General features: G+C 66.7%; 21 protein-coding genes. 11 read left to right on the forward strand and 10 right to left on the reverse strand.

All coding sequences use genetic code 11. The features are described from left to right. The first annotated feature begins 19 nt into the window (after positions 1-19). Both U5L98_RS01590 and U5L98_RS01595 read left to right on the forward strand, forming a co-directional pair. Positions 20-817 carry a M48 family metallopeptidase gene (locus tag U5L98_RS01590; RefSeq protein ID WP_322556593.1) on the forward strand — a complete coding sequence of 266 codons (798 nt, stop codon included), beginning with the start codon at positions 20-22 and terminating at the stop codon, positions 815-817. A gap of 17 nt (positions 818-834) precedes the next feature. Next, a complete protein-coding gene (locus tag U5L98_RS01595) occupies positions 835-1,083 on the forward strand; it encodes a hypothetical protein (RefSeq protein ID WP_322556594.1) in 249 nt (82 codons plus the stop codon). Positions 1,084-1,213: 130 nt separating this feature from the next. Here the strand turns inward: U5L98_RS01595 and aroE are convergent, their stop codons facing one another. Genes aroE through U5L98_RS01620 form a run of 5 tightly spaced genes read right to left on the reverse strand, consistent with a single transcriptional unit; the run spans position 1,214 to position 5,824 of the window. Next, positions 1,214-2,026, reverse strand: coding sequence for a shikimate dehydrogenase (gene aroE / locus U5L98_RS01600; RefSeq protein ID WP_322556595.1), 813 nt, complete (start codon positions 2,024-2,026; stop codon positions 1,214-1,216). After that, positions 2,023-2,955 (reverse strand): oxygen-dependent coproporphyrinogen oxidase, encoded by a 933-nt coding sequence (gene hemF, locus U5L98_RS01605; RefSeq protein ID WP_322556596.1) that lies wholly within the window; start codon positions 2,953-2,955, stop codon positions 2,023-2,025. Before hemF ends, aroE begins: the two co-directional genes overlap by 4 nt. Before the next feature lie 29 nt (positions 2,956-2,984). Next, positions 2,985-3,542: an L-threonylcarbamoyladenylate synthase gene (locus tag U5L98_RS01610; protein WP_322556597.1), complete on the reverse strand. Its 558-nt coding sequence runs from the start codon at positions 3,540-3,542 to the stop codon at positions 2,985-2,987. 57 nt (positions 3,543-3,599) lie between these two features. Next, entirely contained in the window at positions 3,600-4,700 is a 1,101-nt protein-coding gene (gene dprA / locus U5L98_RS01615; RefSeq protein ID WP_322556598.1) for a DNA-processing protein DprA, read from the reverse strand. A gap of 14 nt (positions 4,701-4,714) precedes the next feature. Then, entirely contained in the window at positions 4,715-5,824 is a 1,110-nt protein-coding gene (locus tag U5L98_RS01620) for a LysM domain-containing protein (RefSeq protein ID WP_322556599.1), read from the reverse strand. Positions 5,825-5,995: 171 nt separating this feature from the next. On the opposite strand from U5L98_RS01620, the gene def reads away from it, so the two are divergent. The 7 genes from def to U5L98_RS01655 all read left to right on the forward strand — a co-directional run bounded on the left by def (position 5,996) and on the right by U5L98_RS01655 (position 13,502). Next, on the forward strand, positions 5,996-6,508 hold the full coding sequence (gene def, locus U5L98_RS01625; protein ID WP_322556600.1) for a peptide deformylase: 513 nt from the start codon (positions 5,996-5,998) through the stop codon (positions 6,506-6,508). Positions 6,509-6,622: 114 nt separating this feature from the next. Continuing rightward, positions 6,623-7,612, forward strand: a complete 990-nt coding sequence (gene fmt / locus U5L98_RS01630; protein ID WP_322556601.1) for a methionyl-tRNA formyltransferase — start codon at positions 6,623-6,625, stop codon at positions 7,610-7,612. Next, the gene (rsmB, locus tag U5L98_RS01635) at positions 7,609-8,961 is read left to right on the forward strand and encodes a 16S rRNA (cytosine(967)-C(5))-methyltransferase RsmB (RefSeq protein ID WP_322556602.1); all 1,353 of its coding nucleotides are present in this window, start codon (positions 7,609-7,611) and stop codon (positions 8,959-8,961) included. The genes fmt and rsmB overlap by 4 nt, the downstream gene beginning before the upstream one ends. 35 nt (positions 8,962-8,996) lie before the next feature. Then, positions 8,997-9,203, forward strand: a complete 207-nt coding sequence (locus U5L98_RS01640) for a dodecin (protein ID WP_322556603.1) — start codon at positions 8,997-8,999, stop codon at positions 9,201-9,203. Positions 9,204-9,323: 120 nt separating this feature from the next. Next, entirely contained in the window at positions 9,324-10,697 is a 1,374-nt protein-coding gene (gene trkA / locus U5L98_RS01645) for a Trk system potassium transporter TrkA (RefSeq protein WP_322556604.1), read from the forward strand. After that, positions 10,697-12,169, forward strand: coding sequence for a TrkH family potassium uptake protein (locus tag U5L98_RS01650; RefSeq protein WP_322556605.1), 1,473 nt, complete (start codon positions 10,697-10,699; stop codon positions 12,167-12,169). Before trkA ends, U5L98_RS01650 begins: the two co-directional genes overlap by 1 nt. A gap of 88 nt (positions 12,170-12,257) precedes the next feature. Beyond that, a complete protein-coding gene (locus tag U5L98_RS01655; protein WP_322556606.1) occupies positions 12,258-13,502 on the forward strand; it encodes a TraB/GumN family protein in 1,245 nt (414 codons plus the stop codon). 170 nt (positions 13,503-13,672) lie between these two features. Here U5L98_RS01655 and U5L98_RS01660 read toward each other — a convergent pair whose 3' ends face one another. The 5 genes from U5L98_RS01660 to U5L98_RS01680 all read right to left on the reverse strand — a co-directional run bounded on the left by U5L98_RS01660 (position 13,673) and on the right by U5L98_RS01680 (position 18,846). Beyond that, positions 13,673-14,446: a tRNA-uridine aminocarboxypropyltransferase gene (locus U5L98_RS01660; protein WP_322556607.1), complete on the reverse strand. Its 774-nt coding sequence runs from the start codon at positions 14,444-14,446 to the stop codon at positions 13,673-13,675. Positions 14,447-14,519: 73 nt separating this feature from the next. Continuing rightward, positions 14,520-15,254 (reverse strand): NAD-dependent deacylase, encoded by a 735-nt coding sequence (locus tag U5L98_RS01665; RefSeq protein WP_322556608.1) that lies wholly within the window; start codon positions 15,252-15,254, stop codon positions 14,520-14,522. Positions 15,255-15,306: 52 nt separating this feature from the next. Further along, on the reverse strand, positions 15,307-15,726 hold the full coding sequence (locus U5L98_RS01670; RefSeq protein WP_322556609.1) for an STAS/SEC14 domain-containing protein: 420 nt from the start codon (positions 15,724-15,726) through the stop codon (positions 15,307-15,309). 152 nt (positions 15,727-15,878) lie between these two features. Then, positions 15,879-17,624: a bifunctional isocitrate dehydrogenase kinase/phosphatase gene (gene aceK, locus U5L98_RS01675; protein ID WP_322556610.1), complete on the reverse strand. Its 1,746-nt coding sequence runs from the start codon at positions 17,622-17,624 to the stop codon at positions 15,879-15,881. 94 nt (positions 17,625-17,718) lie between these two features. Further along, positions 17,719-18,846 carry a hypothetical protein gene (locus U5L98_RS01680; protein WP_322556611.1) on the reverse strand — a complete coding sequence of 376 codons (1,128 nt, stop codon included), beginning with the start codon at positions 18,844-18,846 and terminating at the stop codon, positions 17,719-17,721. Between the two features lie 145 nt (positions 18,847-18,991). Between U5L98_RS01680 and U5L98_RS01685 the strand changes: the two genes are divergently transcribed. Together U5L98_RS01685 and tcdA are read left to right on the forward strand one after the other, a co-directional pair. Next, the gene (locus tag U5L98_RS01685) at positions 18,992-19,753 is read left to right on the forward strand and encodes a pseudouridine synthase (protein WP_322556612.1); all 762 of its coding nucleotides are present in this window, start codon (positions 18,992-18,994) and stop codon (positions 19,751-19,753) included. Then, the gene (gene tcdA / locus U5L98_RS01690) at positions 19,750-20,580 is read left to right on the forward strand and encodes a tRNA cyclic N6-threonylcarbamoyladenosine(37) synthase TcdA (protein WP_322556613.1); all 831 of its coding nucleotides are present in this window, start codon (positions 19,750-19,752) and stop codon (positions 20,578-20,580) included. Before U5L98_RS01685 ends, tcdA begins: the two co-directional genes overlap by 4 nt. Positions 20,581-20,631: the final 51 nt, after the last annotated feature.

The following is a 20,631-nucleotide window of genomic DNA, read 5'->3' on the forward strand; positions in this document are numbered from 1 at the left end:
GAATCGACTGGAGATCTCCATGCGCTGGATCCATTGCCTTGCCGTTGGCGCGCTTAGCGTCAGCCTCGCCGCCTGCACCACCTCGCCCACCGGGCGTTCGCAGCTCACCCTGATGTCCGACGAACAGCTCGACCAGATGGGCGCCCAGGCCTTCGCCCAGTACCAGCAGGAGCTGCCGACGGTCGGCGGCGCACCGCTGCGCTACGTGGAGTGCGTCACCGGGGCCGTGGTCCGCGCCCTGCCCGAGCGAGAGCGCAACCAGAACTGGCAGGTCAAGGTCTTCAAGTCCGAACAGGCCAACGCCTTCGCCCTGCCAGGCGGCTACGTGGGTATCAACACCGGCCTGCTGCAGATCGCCGAGAACCAGGACCAGCTCGCCGCGGTAATCGGCCACGAGATCGCCCATGTGCTGGCCCGCCATGCCAATGAGCGCGCGTCCACCCAGACCGCTACCCAGCTGGGCCTGTCGGTGATCTCCTCCGCTTCGGGCATGCAGGGGGCCGGGGGCGAGACCATGATGGCGGCGCTGGGCATGGGGGCCCAGTACGGCATCCTGTTGCCCTTCTCCCGGCGCCACGAGAGCGAGGCCGACACCCTGGGCCTGAACCTGATGGCCGAGGCGGGCTTCGACCCGCGAGCCAGCATTGCCCTGTGGAACAACATGGGCAGCGGCGGCGCACGGCCGCCGGCCTGGGCCTCTACCCACCCGAGTCACGGCCAGCGCATCGGCGGCCTGGAAGCGGCCATGGGCAACGCCATGTCTCGCTATGAGTGGGCCCGTAACGCCGGCCGCACGCCCAACTGCCCGCGCCCCTGAAGGAACGCTCGACTCGCATGCTGAAGATCGGATTGCTGCTGCTGATACTGCCCATCCTGGTGCTGATGGGTGCCTATTTCATGGAATTGAGTGACGTGCGGGAATGCCTGCTCATCCAGGAGGGACACTGGGACTACCGCGCGGGCGTATGCCGCGAGACCGCCCAGCCCTTCGTGCCCTGGATCGACCGCCACCCCTGGCTGGTCAACGGCGGCATGCTGACCTCGGTGGCCGGCGTGGCGCTGTGCATGGTGGGGTCTACGTAGAGACGCTAAAGGCTCCACGTCAACAGACGCTGAAGGCGTCCTACCGGTCTACCCAGGAGCTGACCGGTGGCAACCGCAGAGGAGATGCAGGTGCGCTGTCGCTTACCTGGCCTACGCCTTCCCCGGCCCCCTACAGAGCCTGCCTGAGCCTCTCCAGCACCGGGGCGGTATCGGGGCGCCTGCCGCGCCACTGGAAGAAGGATTCCGCCGCCTGCTCCACCAGCATGCCCAGGCCGTCCACGGTGCGCACACCGCGCTCGTCGGCCCAGCGCAGGAAGATCGTGGGCTCGGCGCCATACATCATGTCGTGGGCGGTGGCGCCCGGCGCGAAGAGGTCGTCGGGCAGCGGCGGCAGGTCACCCGCCAGGCTCGCGCTGGTGCCATTGATCACCAGGTCATAGGGCCCCTCAACGGCATCGAAGCCTCCGCCGACGATCGCGCCCAGGTCGCGGAAGTCGGCGGCCAGGGCCTCGGCCTTGGCTGCCGTGCGGTTGGCCACCAGCAGGCCCTCTGGTCCCTCGACCAGCAGCGGCTCCAGCACGCCGCGAACCGCGCCTCCGGCACCCAGCACCAGGATGCGTGCCCCGGACAGCTCCACGCCATGGCGCTTGAGATCGCTCACCAGGCCGACCCCGTCGGTGGTGTCGCCACGGGTCTCGCCCTCGTCGCCGAGAATCAGGGTGTTCACCGCCCCGGCCCGACGCGCACGCTGGCTGAGCGTATCGCAGAGGCGAAAGGCATCCTCCTTGAAGGGAACGGTGACGTTGGCCCCGCGACCACCCTGGGCTAGGAAACGCCGCCAGGCGCCGGCGAAGTCGTCCAGCGGTGCCTCGATGGCGGTGTACTCGATATCGTCCCCGGTCTGCGCGGCGAAGGCAGCATGGATGGCCGGCGACTTCGAATGGCCGACGGGGTGGCCGAAGACGCAGTAGCGATCGGTCATGCTCCGTTCTCCTCTTGCTGCTCGCCGAGCCAGTCGCGGGGACGCAGATAGTCGTCATAGAGCCGCGCCTCCGGGCTACCCGGCTCGGGGTGCCAGTCATATTCCCAGCGCGCCAGGGGCGGCATCGACATGAGGATCGATTCCGTGCGCCCGCCGCTCTGCAGCCCGAACAGGGTGCCGCGGTCCCACACCAGATTGAACTCCACATAGCGCCCGCGACGATAGAGCTGGAAGTCGCGCTCGCGCTCGCTCCAGGGCGTGTCGCGACGACGACGCACGATGGGCAGATAGGCTTCCAGGAAGGCATCGCCCACGGCCTGTTGAAAGGCGAAGCACTGTGCGAAGCCACCCTCGTTGAGGTCGTCGAAGAAGAGCCCGCCGACGCCACGGGTCTCGTCGCGGTGCTTCAGATAGAAGTAGTCGTCGCACCAGGCCTTGTAGCGGGGATAGATGTCATCGCCGAAAGGGGCACAGGCGTCGCGCGCCACCCGATGCCAGTGCACCACGTCCTCATGCACCGGGTAGTAGGGGGTCAGGTCGAAACCACCACCGAACCACCAGACGGGGTCTTCACCCTGCTTTTCGGCGATAAGGAAACGCACATTGCCGTGGCTGGTGGGCACATGGGGGTTCTCCGGGTGCAGTACCCAGGAGACCCCCAGCGCATGGAAGCTACGCCCGACAAGCTGCGGCCGCGCCGCGGTGGCCGAGGGCGGCAGACGCTCACCGAACACATGGGAGAAGTTGACACCGCCCTTCTCGAAGAGCCGGCCATTCTCGATCACCCGGGAGCGGCCTCCTCCGCCCTCCGGCCGGTCCCAGGCGTCCTCGCGGAAGTGGCTGCCATCCTCCTCAGCCAGGGCTGCGCAGAGACGCTCCTGCAGGTCGAGCAGGTAGGTCTTGACGTCATCGAGATGGGCGTGGGCCAACGGAGCCTCCTGGGCTGGAAAGGGACGCTTCAGGAACGCAGCACCCGGCCGGTGACCAGGTCGCGGATGGTACTGGGGCGTTCGAGGCCGCCCAGTGGGCCTTCCAGGACGGCATCGAGCTCATCGCCGAAGGCCGCACGAACCTCCTCGGCGCACATCGCCGGGGGCTCGCCTGCACGGTTGGCCGAGGTCGAGACCAGCGGTCCGCCGAAGGCCTCGCACAGCGCCACGACCCGTGGATGGTCACTGACCCGCAGCGCCACCCGATCATGGTCGCCACGCACCAGGGCGTGGGAGCGGCCGTTGTCGGGCACCAGCCAGGTGTGGGGGCCCGGCCAGCTGGCCGCCAGCAACGCCTGCTGCTCGGCGGACAGCCCCTCCAGCCAGGGAGCGACCTGGCCGATGCTCGCCGCTATCAGGATCACGCCTTTGGCCGGGTCGCGCGCCTTGAGCTGCAGCAGGCGGGTCAAGGCCGCGGCATCGTCGGGGTCGCACCCCAGCCCCCAGACGGCCTCGGTGGGATAGGCGATCACGCCGCCCGCATGCAGGACCACGACGGCCTCATCAAGAGCATTGGCCTCGATCATCGGTCTCCTCGCCTTGCCTAGACATGCCGGGTGACCGGCTTGAGAGGCCGTATGCTATCACGCTCCCGACCGCGTCGGCAGGCGCACCCAGCCACCGGCAGCCTGCGCCACGGCGCCCTCCAGCTCGAGTTCCAGCAGGCCGCGCTGGCAATCGGCGACCCCGCGCCCGGTCAATGCCACCAGGGCATCCACCGGTGTGGGCGTGTCGCTCAGCCAGCGCAGCAGCGAGTCCTCCCGCGCCTCTGCCGGCCCTGGCGTCGAAATAGCCGGAGCGGGGGCGCTGGCTACGGCCCACTGGCTGAGTTCGGCCAGGATGTCGTCCAGGTCGCGGACCAGCACGGCGCCGTCGCGGATGAGCTGCAGACAGCCACGCGCCATGGGGTTGTGAATCGAGCCGGGCAACGCGAAGACTTCGCGGTTCTGCTCGAGGGCCAACCGGGCACTGACCAGCGAGCCGCTTTTCTCGGCGGCCTCCACCACCAGCACGCCCAGCGAGAGACCGGTAACGATGCGGTTGCGTCGCGGGAAGAAGCCGGCCCGCGCCGGGGTGCCGGGAGGATGCTCGGAGAGCAGCAGTCCGCCGGGCTCCTGCAGGCGCCGGTAAAGGCGATGGTGGCGAGGTGGATAGACGACATCCACTCCGCAGCCGAGTACCGCCACGCTTTTCCCGCTGGCGTCGAGTGCCGCCTGCTGGGAGGCAGCATCGATGCCCAGTGCCATGCCGCTGACCACGCACCAGCCCCGCCCGGCCAGTTCCCGGGCGAAGCCTGCGGCATTGGTGAGCCCTTCGCGAGTCGGCCGCCGCGAGCCGACCATGGCCAGCCGCGGTGGGGCGAGAGCTTCGAGATCACCCAGCGCCCAGAGCACCGGCGGGGGATCGGCAATCTGCCCGAGCAGTCGCGGCCAGACCGGGTGGTCGGGGTGGATAAGATGCCGGCCTGGGGCGGCGTTGAGCCAGGCCTCGTCGGCTGACAGCTCGGCGGAGAGCGGGCTGCGGGCGGGATGATCAAGCCACAGGCGCAGAGCCATGCCAGCCTCCCGCGGCAGCACGGCCAGCCAGCCTTCCGGCCAATCAGGACGCGCCGCCACCAGTTCGGCCAGACGCGCGGCCCCCATGCCGGGCAACCGGGCGAGTGCCAACCATTCCCGCGCCTGCACCGTCGGCCTCCGCCCTAGCGCGGCGCTGCATCCAGCAGGCGCTGGGCACTGTAGACTCGATCACCCACGGACAGAGTGCGACTGGCCTGCATTACCAGGCCATAGCTCATCTTCTCGTAGGGACGGAAAATCATGACAAGGCCGGCATCCTCCCCAGGCAGGCGCAGCATCTCACCGGTGCGCGGATCATCGACCAACTCCCCACGCTGCTCCACCGTCAGCACATGGCCCGTCTTCAGGCCGTCGCGCCGGCCGCGGTCGAGCGCCACCACCTGCAGGCGACCGATGAAGCGTACACCGCCGGGCACTGCCAGGATGCGACCCTCGACCTCATGGTCGGGAGCACGGGGAAGAAACTCGGTGACCAGATCGCGATCCTCGAGCGGCAGCACGATATCGTCGTTGCGCACCTCCTGGTTGGAGGAAGCCACCTCCATCACCGCGATGTCGTCCTCCTGACGCAGGCGGCGCGCCTGGCCGACGCTCTCCAGCTCGAGGCCAAGCGACTCGCCACTGGCGCTGTCGATGTAGTGCTCGCCCACCCGGTAGATACCGAAACGACCGCCGCCCTCGACCCGACCCCGGGCGTAGAAGCGGTCGCCGCCGCCGCTTACCAGGCGGCCATCATCGCCGGCGACCACATAGGCCAGCTCGTTCAGCGCCTCGGGGTCGTCGACGACGCGATGCTCACTCAGGAAGTGGCGAACAGCATCCAGGGGAATCGGCTCGATGGCCTCACGATGCGGGGTGGTGCGGACCTTGGGTGAGAGGCGGACCATGCCCTGACCACGTTCGAGGCCGATACAGGGGCAACCGTTGCAATCATAGAGATAGACGACGTCGCCGGGATAGATCAGATGCGGATTCTCGATCTGCGGATTGACCTGCCATACCTCGGGCCACTGCCAGGGATGGCGCAGGAAACGACCGGAGATATCCCAGAGCGTGTCTCCCTTCACCACCGTATAGCGATCCGGGGCATCGCCCTTCAGGCCATCCTCCCAGGAGAGCCCCTGGGCCTGGGCCAGGGTAGCGGCGAGGCCGAGCGCCCCACCCACCAGCAGGGTAACGAGCCTCCCTTTCAGCCGCTGACGCCACCCCAATGCGCATCCTGTCTGTCTCATCCCTGCTCTCCCCCCGCGTTACTGGCTTCACGCTCGGCGCCATGGAACGACGGCGGCGTGGTATAGTCAGATGCTATCGATATGATTCACGTTCGACGGTTTCGCCACCGAACGCGTACTCCTAGAATAGTGTCATCTTGTAAATGACAGCATAACGGTGATTCCAACGCCATGGCCAAATTACCCATCCTCGAATTTCCCGACGAACGGCTGCGCACCATTGCAAAGGCCGTCGAAACGGTAGACGACGAGGTGCGCCAACTGGTCGATGACATGCTCGAGACCATGTACGACGCAAGCGGCATCGGATTGGCCGCTACCCAGGTGGACGTACACCGCCGAGTCATCGTCATGGATGTGAGCGACAACCAGTCACGCCCCCTGGTGCTGATCAATCCGGAGTTCACGCCCATCGGCGACGAGCGCGAACCGATGCAGGAAGGCTGCCTGTCGATACCCGAGTACTACGCCGATGTCCCCCGCGCGCTGAGGGTTCACCTCAAGGCCCTGGATCGTGACGGCCAGCCCTACGAGCTGGAGGCCGAGGGCCTGCTCGCCCACTGCATCCAACACGAGCATGATCATCTGGAAGGGGTGCTTTTCGTCGACTACCTCTCCACTCTCAAGCGTGACCGGGTGATGAAGAAAATGCAGAAGCGTCACCGGCAGATGCAGCCCGCCTGATACATTGTTCCTTGGGCCTTTTGAGCATTCGGTCCACCTTGGTGAGCCGGCCTTAGTCGTTTCCGGTCACCTCCGTTATCATGAAGGGCATCGCCCACTGGCAAGGCCCTGAACATGTCTCGACCCCTGCGCCTCATCTTCGCCGGCACCCCCGACTTCGCCGCCGAGAGCCTGGCGGCGCTGCTGGCGAGCCGCCATGATGTCGTCGCCGTCTATACCCAGCCTGACCGGCCCTCCGGCCGCGGCCGCAAGCTAACCCCGAGTCCCGTCAAGGCGCTCGCGCAGCAGCATGGTCTGCCGGTCTGCCAGCCGGTATCCCTCAAGGTGCCCGAGAGTCAGGCCGAACTGGCAGGCCATGAAGCCGACATCATGGTGGTGGTGGCCTACGGTCTGATCCTGCCCCGTGGCGTACTCGAGATTCCCCCGCTGGGCTGCCTCAACGTTCACGCTTCACTGCTGCCACGCTGGCGCGGTGCCGCTCCCATCCAAAGGGCCATCGAGGCTGGCGACGCGGAGAGCGGCGTGACCATCATGCAGATGGACGCCGGTCTCGACACCGGCGACATGCTGCTGGTCAAACGCACCCCGATCTCCGCCACCACCACGGCCGGCGAACTCCACGACAGACTGGCGAGCCTCGGCGGCAAGGCTATCGTAGAGGCCCTGGATGCCCTGGCCGACGGGGGGCTCGAGGCTATTCCCCAACCCGAGGCGGGGGTCACTTACGCCGCCAAGCTCTCCAAGGCCGAGGCGGAGCTCGACTTCCACCGCCCGGCCGCCGAGCTTGCGGCCCGAATCCGTGCCTTCAACCCCTGGCCAGTGAGCTGGTGCGCCCTGGGAGACGACCGCCTTCGCCTGCTCATGGCACGAGCGGCCTCAACCGCGCCGGGCGAGGCATCGATGCTACCCGGCACTCTGCTCGCCCACGGCGCCGATGCCCTGCGCATTGCCTGCGGTGAGGCCGGCGACCAGGTACTGGAAGTGACCCGCGCCCAGCTGCCCGGCGGCAAACCCTTGGCGGTGGGTGAACTGCTCAAGGCCCGCGCCGAGCGGCTGGCCCCCGGCACCCGACTGGGGCACACCGATGAGGAGGCCACCGCATGAGCCAGGAAACCAGCGCGCCCCGCTCCCGGGAAGGCAGTCGCGACAACGGTATGGCCGTGCGAGCCGCCGCTGCCCGGGCTCTGGCCCCGGTAATCACCGGCAAGGGCTCGCTCACCGGTCTCGACGACCATCAGGTGGTGGCCCGTGATCGAGCACTCTTCAAGGCGCTCTGCTATGGCGCTTGCCGCACCCTGCCGCGCCTCGAGGCGCTGGCCGGCAAGCTGCTAGACAAGCCGTTCAAGGCCCGTGACGCCGATGTCCAGGCACTGCTGCTGCTCGGCATCCACCAACTGCTCTACCTGCGCATACCGGCCCACGCCGCCGTGGGCGAGACCGCTGGTGCTGCCCGCCTGCTGGGCAAGGAGTGGGCCACCCGGGTGCTCAACGGCTGCCTGCGCCGCCTGCAGCGCGAGAGCGCGGAATTGCAGGCCGAGGTCGACCGCGACCCGGCTGTGACGCTGCTGCATCCCCCGTGGTGGCTCAAGGCCCTGCGCCAGGCCTGGCCCGACGACTGGCGCGCCATCTGCGAGGCCAACAACACGCCGGGGCCCATGACGCTGCGAATCAATCGGCGTCATGGCGATCGCGAGGCCTACCTGAACCGGCTGATCGCCGCCGGCCTAGAGGGCCGGCTGTGTTCCCATGCCCCGGAGGGCATCACTCTGGAGACTCCGGTCGATGTCCATGCCCTACCTGGCTTCCCCGAGGGACATGCCAGCGTCCAGGACGAATCGGCCCAGCTCTCCGCCGTGCTGCTCGGCCCGGCGCTGGCGCCGCGGCCCGGTGCCCGGGTACTGGACGCCTGCTGCGCACCCGGCGGCAAGACCGCCCACCTGCTGGAACTGTTCGACATCGACCTGCAGGCCATCGACAGCGATGCCGCCCGCCTGGCTCGGGTCGAGGACACCCTGTCGCGGCTGGGCCTTGCCGCCACCCTGGCCGAAGGTGACGCCACCACCCGCGATTGGTGGGACGGCACGCCCTTCGACGCCATCCTGCTCGATGCCCCCTGTTCCGGCAGCGGCGTCATCCGCCGTCATCCCGATATCAAGCGGCTACGCCGGCCCTCGGACATCCCCAGGCTGACCGAGCTCCAGGCCCGGCTGCTCGACAATCTGTGGCCGCTGCTGCGCCCCGGCGGCACCCTGCTCTACGCCACCTGCTCGGTGCTGCCCGAGGAGAATGCCGAGCAGGTCGAGCGCTTCCTCACCCGCAACCCGGATGCGGTGGCGAGCACCCTGGCCGGCATGGCCTGGGGCCGCCCCTCGGGTGCCGGACGGCAATTACTGCCGCAACCCGACAGCCACGATGGCTTCTTCTATGCCAGACTAGAGAAGCGTCCCGCCTGATGGCGGGCTTTTCGTTCCACGACACTGGAGGTCCCATGAGTCACCACACCTACAAGCACATCGAACTGACCGGCTCCTCAGAGAAGAACATCGAGGACGCCATCCAGAGCGCCCTGACCAAGGCCAACGAGAGCCTGCACGGCATGCGCTGGTTCGAGGTCACGGAGACACGCGGCCACATCGAGGACGGGCAGGTCTCCCACTGGCAGGTCACCATCAAGGTCGGGTTCACCCTGGACTGACACCCGCAACCTGTTCTTCTCATGGCGGCTGGTTTAGGCTTGTATCGTCATGTTGCGGCGCACTCAGGTGCGCCGCCCTCGATATCACGCGTGGCCTGACCAGAGCGGACAGTAACGACCATGAAGATCATCATCCTCGGCGCCGGCCAGGTCGGCGGCACCCTGGCCGAGCACCTGGCCCGGGAGGAGAACGACATCACGGTGGTGGACACCGACAGCGAGCGCCTGCGCGAGCTGCATACCCGCCTGGACATCCGCACGGTGGCTGGGGCCGGCTCCTACCCCGTAGTGCTTCGTCAGGCCGGCTGCGAAGACGCCGACATGCTGATCGCGGTGACCAACACCGACGAGGTCAACATGATCGCCTGCCAGGTGGCCCACACCTTGTTCCGCACGCCGACCAAGATTGCCCGGGTGCGCGCCACCGCCTACCTGACTCGCAAGGGGCTGTTCGCCCACGAGGCGGTACCCATCGACGTGCTGATCAGCCCCGAGCAGGTGGTCACCGACCATATCCGCCGGCTGATCGAGCATCCCGGGGCCCTGCAGGTCCTGGAATTTGCCGGCGGCCTGGTGCAGCTGGTGGCGGTGAAGGCCTACTACGGCGGCCCCCTGGTCGGCCAGGAGCTGGGCTTCCTGCGCCGCCACATGCCCAGCGTGGACACCCGGGTAGCGGCCATCTACCGCCAGAACCGGCCGATCATCCCGCGCGGCGACACCGTGATCGAGGCCGACGACGAGGTGTTCTTCATCGCCGCCCGTCGCGACATCCGCGCGGTGATGAGCGAGCTGCGTCGCCTCGACCGCGACTTCCGCCGGATAATGATCGCCGGCGGGGGCAACATCGGCGAGCGCTTGGCCGAGCACCTCGAGCACAGCCACCAGGTCAAGATCATCGAGCACAACCTCGAGCGTTGCACCCAGCTCTCCGAACGCCTCGATCGCACCGTGGTGCTGCACGGCAGCGCCACCGCCAAGCGGTTGCTGGAGGAGGAGAACATCGAGGACTGCGACATCTTCTGCGCGCTGACCAACGACGACGAGGTCAATATCATGTCGTCGATGCTGGCCAAGCGAATGGGCGCCAAGAAGGTGCTGACGCTGATCAACAACGCCGCCTATGTCGACCTGGTGCAGGGCGGCGAGATCGACATCGCCATCTCCCCCCAGCAGGCCACCATCGGCAGCCTGCTGACCCATGTGCGCCGCGGCGACATCGTCAACGTCCACTCGCTGCGCCGCGGCGCGGCCGAGGCCATCGAGGCCATCGCCCACGGCGACACCCAGTCCTCCAAGGTGGTGGGGCGCGCCATCGGCGAGATCGACCTGCCCCAGGGCACCACCATCGGCGCTGTGGTACGTGGCAAGGAGGTGCTGATCGCCCATGACAACGTGGTGGTGGAATCCGGCGACCACGTCATCCTGTTCGTGATCGACAAGCGCCGGTTGCGCGACGTGGAGCGGCTCTTCCAGGTCGGGCTGACGTTCTTCTGATGGCGCGAGCGCGACACGGCGAATGCAGCCTGCGCATGATCCTGCGCATCCTGGGCCTGCTGCTGATGATGTTCAGCCTGACCATGGTGCCGCCGATCCTGATCTCGCTGCTGTTCGCCGACGGCATGTGGGACGCCTTTGCGGTGGCCATCGGCATCACCGTGGCCACCGGTGCCGTGCTGTACCTGCCCAACCGCCACGCCCGCAAGGAGCTGCGCACCCGCGACGGCTTCCTGATCGCGGCGCTGTTCTGGAGCGTGCTGGGGCTGTTCGGCTCACTGCCGCTGATGCTCACCGGCGCCACGGCCCTTAGCCCGACCGATGCCGTCTTCGAGTCCTTTTCGGGACTGACCACCACCGGCGCCACGGTGATCACCGGCATCGACTTCCTGCCCAAGGCGGTCCTCTACTACCGCCAGCAGCTGCAGTGGCTGGGCGGCATGGGGATCGTGGTACTGGCCGTCGCCATTCTGCCAACCCTGGGGGTCGGCGGCATGGCCCTCTACCGCACCGAGATCCCGGGCCCGCTGAAAGACTCCAAGCTGACCCCGCGCATCACCGAGACGGCCAAGGCACTATGGTACATCTACGCTACCCTGACCCTGACCTGCATGCTGGCCTACATGGCGGCCGGCATGGACTGGTTCGACGCCCTGGGGCACAGCTTCTCCACCGTGGCCATCGGTGGCTTCTCCACCCACGATGCCAGCATCGGCTACTTCGACAGTGCCGCCATCGAGCTGATCTGCACCGGCTTTCTGGTGATCTCGGCTTTCAGCTTCAGCCTGCACTTCGTCGCCTGGAGACAGCGCAGCCTGCTGCACTACTTCCAGGACCCGGAAGCACGCTTTCTGATGCTCTTCCTCGCCGGACTGACGGTAATCACCGCCATTTCTCTGTGGCTGACCGACATCTATTCGACCACCGAGGGACTCCGTCACGCGCTGTTCGAGGTGGTTTCCATCGCCACCACCGCCGGCTTCGCCGTGGCGGATTTCTCCACCTGGCCCGGCGCCCTGCCCTTCCTGCTGTTCGTTGCGGCCTTCGTCGGCGGCTGCTCGGGCTCTACCGGCGGTGGCATGAAGGTGATCCGCATCATCCTGATCCTAAAACAGGGCATGCGTGAGGTGATGCGTCTGATCCACCCCAATGCCGTGATCACGGTGAAGATCGGCAAGGTCAGCGTGCCGGACGGCATCGCCCAGGCGGTGTGGGGCTTCTTCTCCGCCTACGTGATGCTGTTCTTCCTGATGCTGGTGGGCGTGATGGCCACCGGTGTCGACCAGGTCACCGCCTGGTCCACGGTGGGCTCGGCACTCAACAACCTGGGGCCGGCGCTGGGCGAGGCCTCCGCCCATTACGGCAACCTGCCGGACCTGGCAAAATGGATTCTGGTGATCGCCATGCTGCTCGGTCGCCTGGAGATCTTCACCGTGCTGGTATTGTTCACCCCGGCCTTCTGGCGCAAGTAGCAAAACCCGATGCACGCATCACGGCGGGTTTGGCCCGCCGGCGGGCTTCGTGGATAATCGCCTTTTCACTCCTACTGCCCGAGCGTCCATGACCGACTCCCAGGACTCCGTGATCACCGCCCGCCAGGCCGACACCACCAGCGGCCCGCGCCGGGTCGTTCAGGTTGGCGAGACCCGCTACACCCTACTGGGCACGGCCCATGTCTCCGCCGAGAGCGCCGCGGACGTACGTGCGCTGATCCGTTCCGGCGAGTTCGACGCCGTGGCCATCGAGCTGTGCGACTCCCGTCACCACAGCCTCACCAACCCCGATGCCATGGGCGAACAGGACCTGTTCCAGATCTTCCGCCAGGGCAAGGCCGGCATGGTGGCCGCCAGCCTGGCGCTGGGGGCCTTCCAGCAGCGCGTGGCCGAGCAATCGGGCATCGAGCCCGGGGCCGAGATGCGTGCCGCCCTGGAGGAGAGCCGCGATGCCAGCCTGCCGCTACTGCTGATCGACCGCGACGTGGGCATCACCCTCAAACGGATCTACCACAACGTGCCTTGGTGGCAGCGCTTCTCGCTGTTTTCGGGGCTGCTCGGCAGCGTGCTGTCTCGCCAGCAGGTCTCCGCCGAGGAGATCGAACGGCTCAAGGAGGGTGATGTCCTGGAGTCTACCTTCAGCGAATTCGCCGCCGAGTCGAAGTCCCTCTACACGCCGCTGATCAGTGAACGCGACCGCTACATGACGCTGCGTCTGGCCGAGGACGCCGGCCCTGGACGCTATCGTCGCGTGCTGGTGGTGATCGGCGCCGGCCACATGAAGGGCATCGCCGAACAACTGGAGCAACCGCTGCCCGCCGAACCCGCTGCGGAGCGCGAGGCCCTGGAAGCCACCCCGCCGCCATCGCGGATCTGGCGCGCACTTCCGTGGATCATCACATTACTGGTGCTGACCGGTTTCGCCATCGGCTTCTCGCGCAACACCGAGCTGGGCTGGCAACTGGTAGCGGAGTGGTTCCTGATCAACGGCGTGCTCTCCGGCGCAGCCACCTTGGCGGCTCTTGCCCACCCGGTCACGGTAGTGGCGACCTTCTTCGCCGCCCCGCTCACCTCGCTCAATCCCACCATCGGCGCCGGTTTCGTTGCCGCCGGGGTGGAGCTGTGGATGCGCAAGCCCAAGGTGCGGGACTTCTCGACCCTGCGCCACGACGTCACTGAGCTCAAGGGCTGGTGGCGCAACCGTGTGTCGCGCACCCTGCTGGTCTTCCTGACCGCTACCCTCGGCTCCGCTGCCGGCACCTGGATCGCCGGTTTCCGCATCGCCGGGGCGCTATTTGGTAGCTCGCCTTGATTCCGCCAGGAGCCCCTACCGCTCAGGGCTGACCTGGCGACAAGCCCCGGAGCGCCGGACCGTCGAGGAGGCGCTGTGAATACCTCCCTGTACGCTACCGACGCCATCCCTGGCGTAGGACCTCCTCTACGGCTTGTCCTCAGCGCCCCTCCCTTTGCATACGGGGGTGGCTACACCTTTCGCGCCAGCAGGCGCCGCATCGCTGCCGTCGGTACCTCGATCTTCTCGTGGCGCCGGCTGGCGGCGTAACTGTCGTTGAAGGCATCGAAATAGTCATCGAGCACCGCGGCCGCCTCGCCATCTCCGGCCTGGCGCAACAGCTCGATGGCCACCTCGGCAGTGCACAGGTGCTCGGCTGAGGCTGGCTTCCGCAGCCTGTAGCGGGTAAGCCGCTCGGTGGCCAGCGGCAGCACCGGCAGCCGGTCGAGGTAGGGGCTCTTGCGGAAGATCCGCCGGGCCTGCCGCCAGGTCCCGTCGAGGATGATGAAGACCGGTATCCGGCCACCTCGCTGACGCTCGGCGACGGCTTCCATGCCCACCACCCGATCAGCATAGTCCGGCTGGTCATCGGGGAAGATCACGAAGGGCGCGTAGCGCTCGTCCTCGAGCAGCGCCAGCAGCCGCTCGTCGGGCACGGTGCGATACCAGGTGAAGACCTCGGTGTCAGGCAGGACATCACCGATGAGCCGCCCGGTGTTGGTCGGCTTGTAATGTTCCAGGGGGTGGGTGAGCAGCCACACCTTCGCCCCGCTCGCGGCGGTAACCCGATAGGGGCAAAGGCAGTTGAGCAACGGCAGGTTGCAGCCCTGACAGCGAGAGACGAAACTCCCCCGGGCCTTGAACTCGCGGCGCGGCGGCCGCGGATGACCGGTGGCGGGGTCACTGGAGAGCCCGGTGGCGGGGTCGCGCTCGATGACGGCGTCGTGAAAGGTGTCGTCCTGCATGTGCGGCATGATCCCGGACCGAAGGGGCCGGCATTCTAGCATGGGCCATGCACTTGTTGCGTATTGCCCCCTACTACTCGAGCAGCGACTCCGGCATCCAGAGCCGACCCTCACGCTTCCAGTGGCGCACCAGAGCCGGCACGCCCTTGCCCGCCGGCTGACCAAGGCGGGCAACGCCGGGCGGCGCCAGGACATCGGCCTCGGGATCGACCAGCACGCAGGGGGCCTCCAGGGGCGCATGGTCGAGCAGCGAGGCGGCCGGCATCACCGCAAGCGAGGTACCGACCACCAGCAGCAGATCGGCCTGGGCAGCGATCTCGCAAGCCTCGCCGAAGTGCGGCACGCTCTCGCCAAACCACACCACGTCCGGTCGCAGCTGGCTACCCTTGTCGCAGGTATCACCCAGGCGGATACCGCCGCGGGGCAACGGATAGTGCATGCGTGGATCGACCGAGGATCGCGCCTTGAGGATCTCACCATGCAGGTGCAGCACCTGACGCGACCCGGCACGCTCGTGCAGGTCATCGATATTCTGGGTGATGATGCTGACACGGAAGCCCTGCTTCTCGAGCGCTGCCAGTGCCTTGTGGGCGGCGTTGGGACGGGCACGACGCACCTGCTCGCGGCGCATATCATAGAAACGCAGCACCCGCTCGGGGTCGCGTCGCCAGGCGTCGGGCGTGGCGACATCCTCGATGGCATGATCGGCCCACAGACCGTCGCTGGCACGGAAGGTCTGGATACCGCTCTCGGCGCTGATACCCGCGCCCGTCAACACCACCAGATGCGGCCCACGCTGCTCCGCCATTCCCCACCTCTCTACTCAGGCCTGCTGACCGTTACCGTTCAACGACGCCATCTTAAGCCCCGTGATAACCGTCTTCTTCGGGTTCCTCGTGATCGCCCTTGGGCAGCTCACCGACCCAGGCCATGGCGGCGGCGTGATCACTCTTGGCAAAGGTGCCGATCTCCACGACCTTGAACAGCCGTTCTTCCAGGTGGGCGATTTGCTTGACCCATGCCTGATCGGTGACCACGGCGGCCCGGTGATAATGATCGAGATTGCCGAGTTGGGTCAGACCATAGCCGATGTCCTTCATCAGGGCAGGTAGCGTCATCAAGCGCAGGTCGTCGAGTTCGGCCATCAGGCTGACCTTGGGGTGGGCCCGCTTGGCGGCCTCGATGGCATCGATGGCGTGCTGCAGCTCTTCAGCCGTTACCACACCACTCGCCTTCATTGCCACGACGTGATCCGCCGGGTGGGAGATGAGGTCCAACATGGGCGTTCTCCTTGGGATTGAGAGAGAAGCAAAGCGCCTCGATCGCTTTCAGCATAGCGCGCAGTGACGGCTCGGCGGTAACCAAAGGGCGCTGCAGGAGAGTCACCAAGACGCTCCTGGCGGGTGCACGGGAAAAGCCTGAGTGCCACAGCCTAGTGAACCAGGCTGTTGTCGTCATCCCCGGCGAAGCGCTGCTTGTTGCGATAGGGATAGACGTCGATCACCCGACCGTCGATGATCGCCTGCTGCAGCCCCTTCCAGTAGTCGGCGTCGAACAACTCGGGGTGGAGCTGGTAGAAGAGCTTGCGCAGCCTAACGTCGGCGAACAGGAAGGGACCGAACTCCTCGGGAAAGATGTCATGGGGCCCCACCGAGTACCAGGGCTCGTCGGCCAGCTCCTGCTCCGGATACATCGGCTCGGGAATGTGCCGAAAGTTGCACTCGGTGAGGTAGCACACCTCGTCGTAGTCGTAGAAGACCACCCGGCCGTGGCGTGTCACCCCGAAATTCTTGAGCAGCATGTCACCGGGAAAGATGTTGGCGGCGGCCATCTGCTTGATGGCGTTGCCGTAATCCTTGAGTACCGCCCGGGTCTCGTCTGGGTCGCACTGCTCGAGGTAGATGTTGAGCGGGATCATCATGCGCTCGGTGTAGCAGTGCTTGATGATCACCTTGTCGCCACGCAGGTAGACGGTCGAGGGGGCCACTTCAAGCAGATGTGCCAGGCACTCGGGATCGAAGTGGTCCTGGCGAGCGATGAAGTTGGAGAACTCCTGGGTATCGGCCATGCGCCCCACGCGGTCATGGCGCTTGACCAGGCGATACTTCTCGCGGACGTTCTCACGACTCATGTTCTTGCTCGGATCGAAGCGGTCCTTGATTATCTTGAACACGGTGCGAAACGACGGCAGCACGAAGACCGCCATGACCATGCCACGCACCCCAGGGGCGATGATGAACTTGTCCTCGCGCTTGGCGACCTGCCGATTGAGGGCCCGGAAGAACTCGGTCTTGCCGTGCTTGAAGAAGCCGATGGCGGCATACATTTCGCCCTGTGGCTTGTCGGGCATCAGCTCCTGCAGGTAGTGCACGAACTCGCTGGGGACCACCACCTTGACCTGGAAGTAGGCGCGGGTGAAAGAGAAGATGATCGAGACCTCATCCTGCTCGATCAGCACTGTATCCAGGTGCAGCCCCTCGCCCTCCTCATGCAGCACCGGCAGCACCAGCGGCACCTGCTGGCCGCCGCCCAGCACGCGCCCGACCAGGTATGCACCCTTGTTGCGGTAGAAGACGCTCTTGATCAGTTCGATCTCGGCATCGGGGTCCTCGAGGATGGCGCTGGGCAGCAGTCGATCGAGCATCTCGCTGCCCAGGGCGGCGTCGTGCTCCAGGTCGACGAAGGGCGTCTCGAAACGCGCTTCGCCCAGGGCCCAACGCAGTCCCGCCACCCAATCGCCACCCACCCGATGATGGCGGCACAGCTCCAGGCCCGAGTGGTGAGCCGCCCGCTCACGGGAGCTGTAGACGAACATCCAGTCGTTGTGAATGTGCCGATGATGGAACAGCGAGCAGAATATCGAGTTGAAGAAGGTCTCGGCTAGTTCGTAGTCCAGCCGCTGATCGATCAGCTCGGCGTAGTGCCGCCGGGCCTCCCGCCAGCACTCGAACCCGGTCAGCAGGTCTGTGTCGAAGGTACGCCTCAACCTGGCCAGGGTCTCCTGAACCTTCTCGTCGTAGAGGTCGATGCGTTCCGCCGAAGCCTTCTGGGCCTCGCGCCAGGCGGCATCCCGGAAACGGCGGCTGGCATCCGCGGTAATCTGCTTGAAACGCGAGCGGTACTCGTCGAAGCCATGCAGCACGGTGGCGGCGAGGCGGTAGGGGGGGGAATGCTTCATGTTCGGGCTCCAGGCAGTGGCTCCCCCAGCATGACGAATTGTGCAGCGCAAGGCGAGGCGACCATGGTGGCGCTCGCCGGTAAAAACAGCGGCTTCATTCGCCATCACCATGGTCCTCGCTCAAGGCCAGTACATGCACCAGCGCACGCCACAGGCCCCAGCCATCTCGCCAGCCCGGCGACACCGCCACGTGCTGCAGCGCTTCGGTCTCGAAGAGGCGGGCCTGGCCCTGCGGCAGGGCGTCACGCAGACGCCGGCTATGGCTGATCGGGATCACCGGGTCCTGCGGGCCGTGGATCAGCACCAGCCTGGCCTGCAGCCTGTCGAGCGCTTGCCGCGAGGGATCCAGCGCCTCGAGTTCTCTCACCAGCGCTACCGGCAGCTTACCGATCAGGGCCGCCACGCGCCCCGGGACGTCGTTGGTCACCAGCGCGTAGAGCGCCCTGCCCGACTCACCCAACCGCCCGACTTCTGCCTCCACCGAAGCCTCGGGGTCCACCAGCCGACGCCGAGCGATGGTTTCCAGTAGCGTTCGGTCCTGAGCATCCTCCAGCCAGTGCAGCTGGCTCAGCAACACGGCCCAGCGCGCCTCCCGCTGCGGAGGAGGCGCCTGCTGACCGGCACCCCCGCGATCCTCACCAGTGGTGATATAGCGCAGCAAGTCCGTCATGTCATAGTAGCCGCCCACGGCAACCACGAGACTCACTGCCGAGGCCACCTCTTCGTCCATGGCGGCGATCAACGCCGGCCCCACCGCGAAACTGACTGCCGCCACCGCCGTGCGCGACGGCGCCTCTAACCCTGCGTGGGTGGCATAGTGGATGGCATCGACGATCGCCGCTACTTCGCGGCTGCTGATGGAGTAGTCACGCAGCCCGTCGAGTTCCGGCACCATCACCGTAAAGCCTACCCGGCCAAGTGTCCTCGCCAACGCCACCAGGCGCGGATCCCGACGGCCCTGCTCGGTGAAACCATGCACCAGGATCAGCGACCCCCGGCGCGGCTCAGGCGGATGGTAGACATCCGCCCGGTAGTCGCGACCCTGGCGCGCATATTCGATGCCTTCCCGGAGAGGCGACTCGGTGCGACGCTTCAGCCGGCTCTCCTCGACACCCGCCGACAGATCGCCCAGCACCAGCAGAGCTTCATGGTGGCGATTCAGGCTGGCACATCCCGAAAGCAGCGCGGGGAGCAGGCTAAGCGCCATCAGCAGGGGCCCCAAGCGTAAACGAACTCTCATGCAGACCAGACTAGCGGGCATGTCGACCTTGCACAGCACTTTTGCAATTGCCATAGGGCATGAACGGGATGACAGCGCGAGGCGTGCCGGCGACAATAACGCCCCTTGATCCCGTGACAGTGCCTCGATGACACCACCGCTGAGCCTTCTCCACCAAGACGACCATCTGGTCGCCGTGCACAAGCCGGCCGGCCTGTTGGTGCATCGCAGTCAGCTTGCCCGCGGCGAGCGGGAATTCCTGCTGCAACGGCTGCGCGACCAGCTCGGGCAACGGGTCTACCCCGTCCACCGCCTGGATCGCCCGACCTCCGGCCTCATCATCTTCGCCCTCGACCCGCAGACGGCGGCAAGCCTCCAGGCGGCCTTCACGGCCCGCCGGGTGGAAAAGCGCTACCTGGCGGTGGTGCGTGGCATCGGCCCGCAACAGGAGCGGCTGAACTACCCGCTGCGCGAGGAAGATGGTCGCCGTCCCAAGGCCGAGATGCCGGCCATGGAGGCAGTGACCGACATCCGCCGGCTCGACAGCGTCGAGCTGCCGATTCAGGTGGATCGATATCCACAGAGCCGCTACTCGCTGATCGAGGCCCGACCGCAGACCGGACGCCGCCACCAGATCCGTCGCCACCTCTCCCAGCGTGGCTACCCGATCATCGGCGATGCCAAGCATGGCAAGGGCAACCACAATCGCTTCTTCGCAGAGCATCTGGAATGCCCTCGCCTGTTGCTGGCGGCGGTGGGCCTGGCCTTCGACCATCCGGCGAGCGGGCGTCGCCTCGATCTCTGCTGCCCCCTGGATGCCTGCATGACGACCCTCTTCGAGCGCTTCGGCTGGTCGGGTCACCTGCCCGCACCGCCCCGACAACATGACCGCAGGAGCGCGATGCCATGACCGATTCCGCCCCCTTCACCGCACCTGCCGCTATTCAGGATGACTACGACGCCCGTTTCGGTGGCATCCGCCGACTCTATGGCCAACGTGCCGCCGAGCACTTCCGACGCGCCCATGTGGTGGTGGTCGGCGTGGGCGGCGTAGGCAGCTGGACGGTGGAAGCCTTGGCGCGCTCCGGTATCGGCAAGCTGACGTTGATCGACCTCGACGACGTCTGCGTGTCCAACGTCAACCGCCAGCTCCACGCCCTGGATGGCACCATCGGCCGCCCCAAGGTGGAGGTGCTGGCCGAGCGCTGCCGGGCCATCCAGCCGGGCATCGAGGTGGTGGCCGACACCGCCTTCGTCACGCCTGCGAACCTGGCCAAGCGCATCCCGCCCGATGCCGATCATCTGGTCGACGCCATCGACAGCGTGGTCGCCAAGGCGGCACTTATCGCCTGGTGCAAGCGACGCAAGCTGCCGATCACCGTGACCGGTGCCGCGGGGGGCCAGACCGACCCGACCCGTATCCGCGTGGCCGATCTGTCGCGCACCGAGCACGATCCGCTGCTCGCCAAGGTACGCGCCCGCTTGCGTCGCGACTTCGGCTTCTCGCGCAACCCCAAGCGGCGCTTCTCGGTGGAGTGCGTCCACTCCGATGAGCAACTGGTGTACCCCGGTAGCGACGGCGAAGTGTGCTTCCAGAAGCCCTCCGACGGTGAAGCCACTCGCCTCGACTGCGCTTCGGGCTTCGGGGCGGCGACCTTCGTCACCGGCAGCTTCGGCTTCACCGCCGCCGCCCGGGTGCTGGCCCGGTTGACGAAACGTGCTCACGTCACGCCCTGACATCCCACGTCAGACCATGCCCTTGAGATCATGCCATCGAGGCCATGCCTT

The organism is Halomonas sp., assembly GCF_034520545.1.
Lineage (GTDB): Bacteria > Pseudomonadota > Gammaproteobacteria > Pseudomonadales > Halomonadaceae > Halomonas.

Coding starts and splice junctions, on each gene's coding strand:
- tcdA (WP_322556613.1), top strand. CDS start 19,750: ATGACCGATTCCGCCCCCTTCACCGCACCTGCCGCTATTCAGGATGAC.
- trkA (WP_322556604.1), top strand. CDS start 9,324: ATGAAGATCATCATCCTCGGCGCCGGCCAGGTCGGCGGCACCCTGGCC.
- U5L98_RS01610 (WP_322556597.1), bottom strand. CDS start 3,542: ATGATCGAGGCCAATGCTCTTGATGAGGCCGTCGTGGTCCTGCATGCG.
- U5L98_RS01595 (WP_322556594.1), top strand. CDS start 835: ATGCTGAAGATCGGATTGCTGCTGCTGATACTGCCCATCCTGGTGCTG.
- U5L98_RS01590 (WP_322556593.1), top strand. CDS start 20: ATGCGCTGGATCCATTGCCTTGCCGTTGGCGCGCTTAGCGTCAGCCTC.
- aceK (WP_322556610.1), bottom strand. CDS start 17,624: ATGAAGCATTCCCCCCCCTACCGCCTCGCCGCCACCGTGCTGCATGGC.
- U5L98_RS01660 (WP_322556607.1), bottom strand. CDS start 14,446: ATGCAGGACGACACCTTTCACGACGCCGTCATCGAGCGCGACCCCGCC.
- fmt (WP_322556601.1), top strand. CDS start 6,623: ATGTCTCGACCCCTGCGCCTCATCTTCGCCGGCACCCCCGACTTCGCC.
- U5L98_RS01655 (WP_322556606.1), top strand. CDS start 12,258: ATGACCGACTCCCAGGACTCCGTGATCACCGCCCGCCAGGCCGACACC.
- U5L98_RS01685 (WP_322556612.1), top strand. CDS start 18,992: ATGACACCACCGCTGAGCCTTCTCCACCAAGACGACCATCTGGTCGCC.
- U5L98_RS01640 (WP_322556603.1), top strand. CDS start 8,997: ATGAGTCACCACACCTACAAGCACATCGAACTGACCGGCTCCTCAGAG.
- rsmB (WP_322556602.1), top strand. CDS start 7,609: ATGAGCCAGGAAACCAGCGCGCCCCGCTCCCGGGAAGGCAGTCGCGAC.
- U5L98_RS01620 (WP_322556599.1), bottom strand. CDS start 5,824: ATGAGACAGACAGGATGCGCATTGGGGTGGCGTCAGCGGCTGAAAGGG.
- U5L98_RS01670 (WP_322556609.1), bottom strand. CDS start 15,726: ATGTTGGACCTCATCTCCCACCCGGCGGATCACGTCGTGGCAATGAAG.
- U5L98_RS01650 (WP_322556605.1), top strand. CDS start 10,697: ATGGCGCGAGCGCGACACGGCGAATGCAGCCTGCGCATGATCCTGCGC.
- def (WP_322556600.1), top strand. CDS start 5,996: ATGGCCAAATTACCCATCCTCGAATTTCCCGACGAACGGCTGCGCACC.
- U5L98_RS01665 (WP_322556608.1), bottom strand. CDS start 15,254: ATGGCGGAGCAGCGTGGGCCGCATCTGGTGGTGTTGACGGGCGCGGGT.
- aroE (WP_322556595.1), bottom strand. CDS start 2,026: ATGACCGATCGCTACTGCGTCTTCGGCCACCCCGTCGGCCATTCGAAG.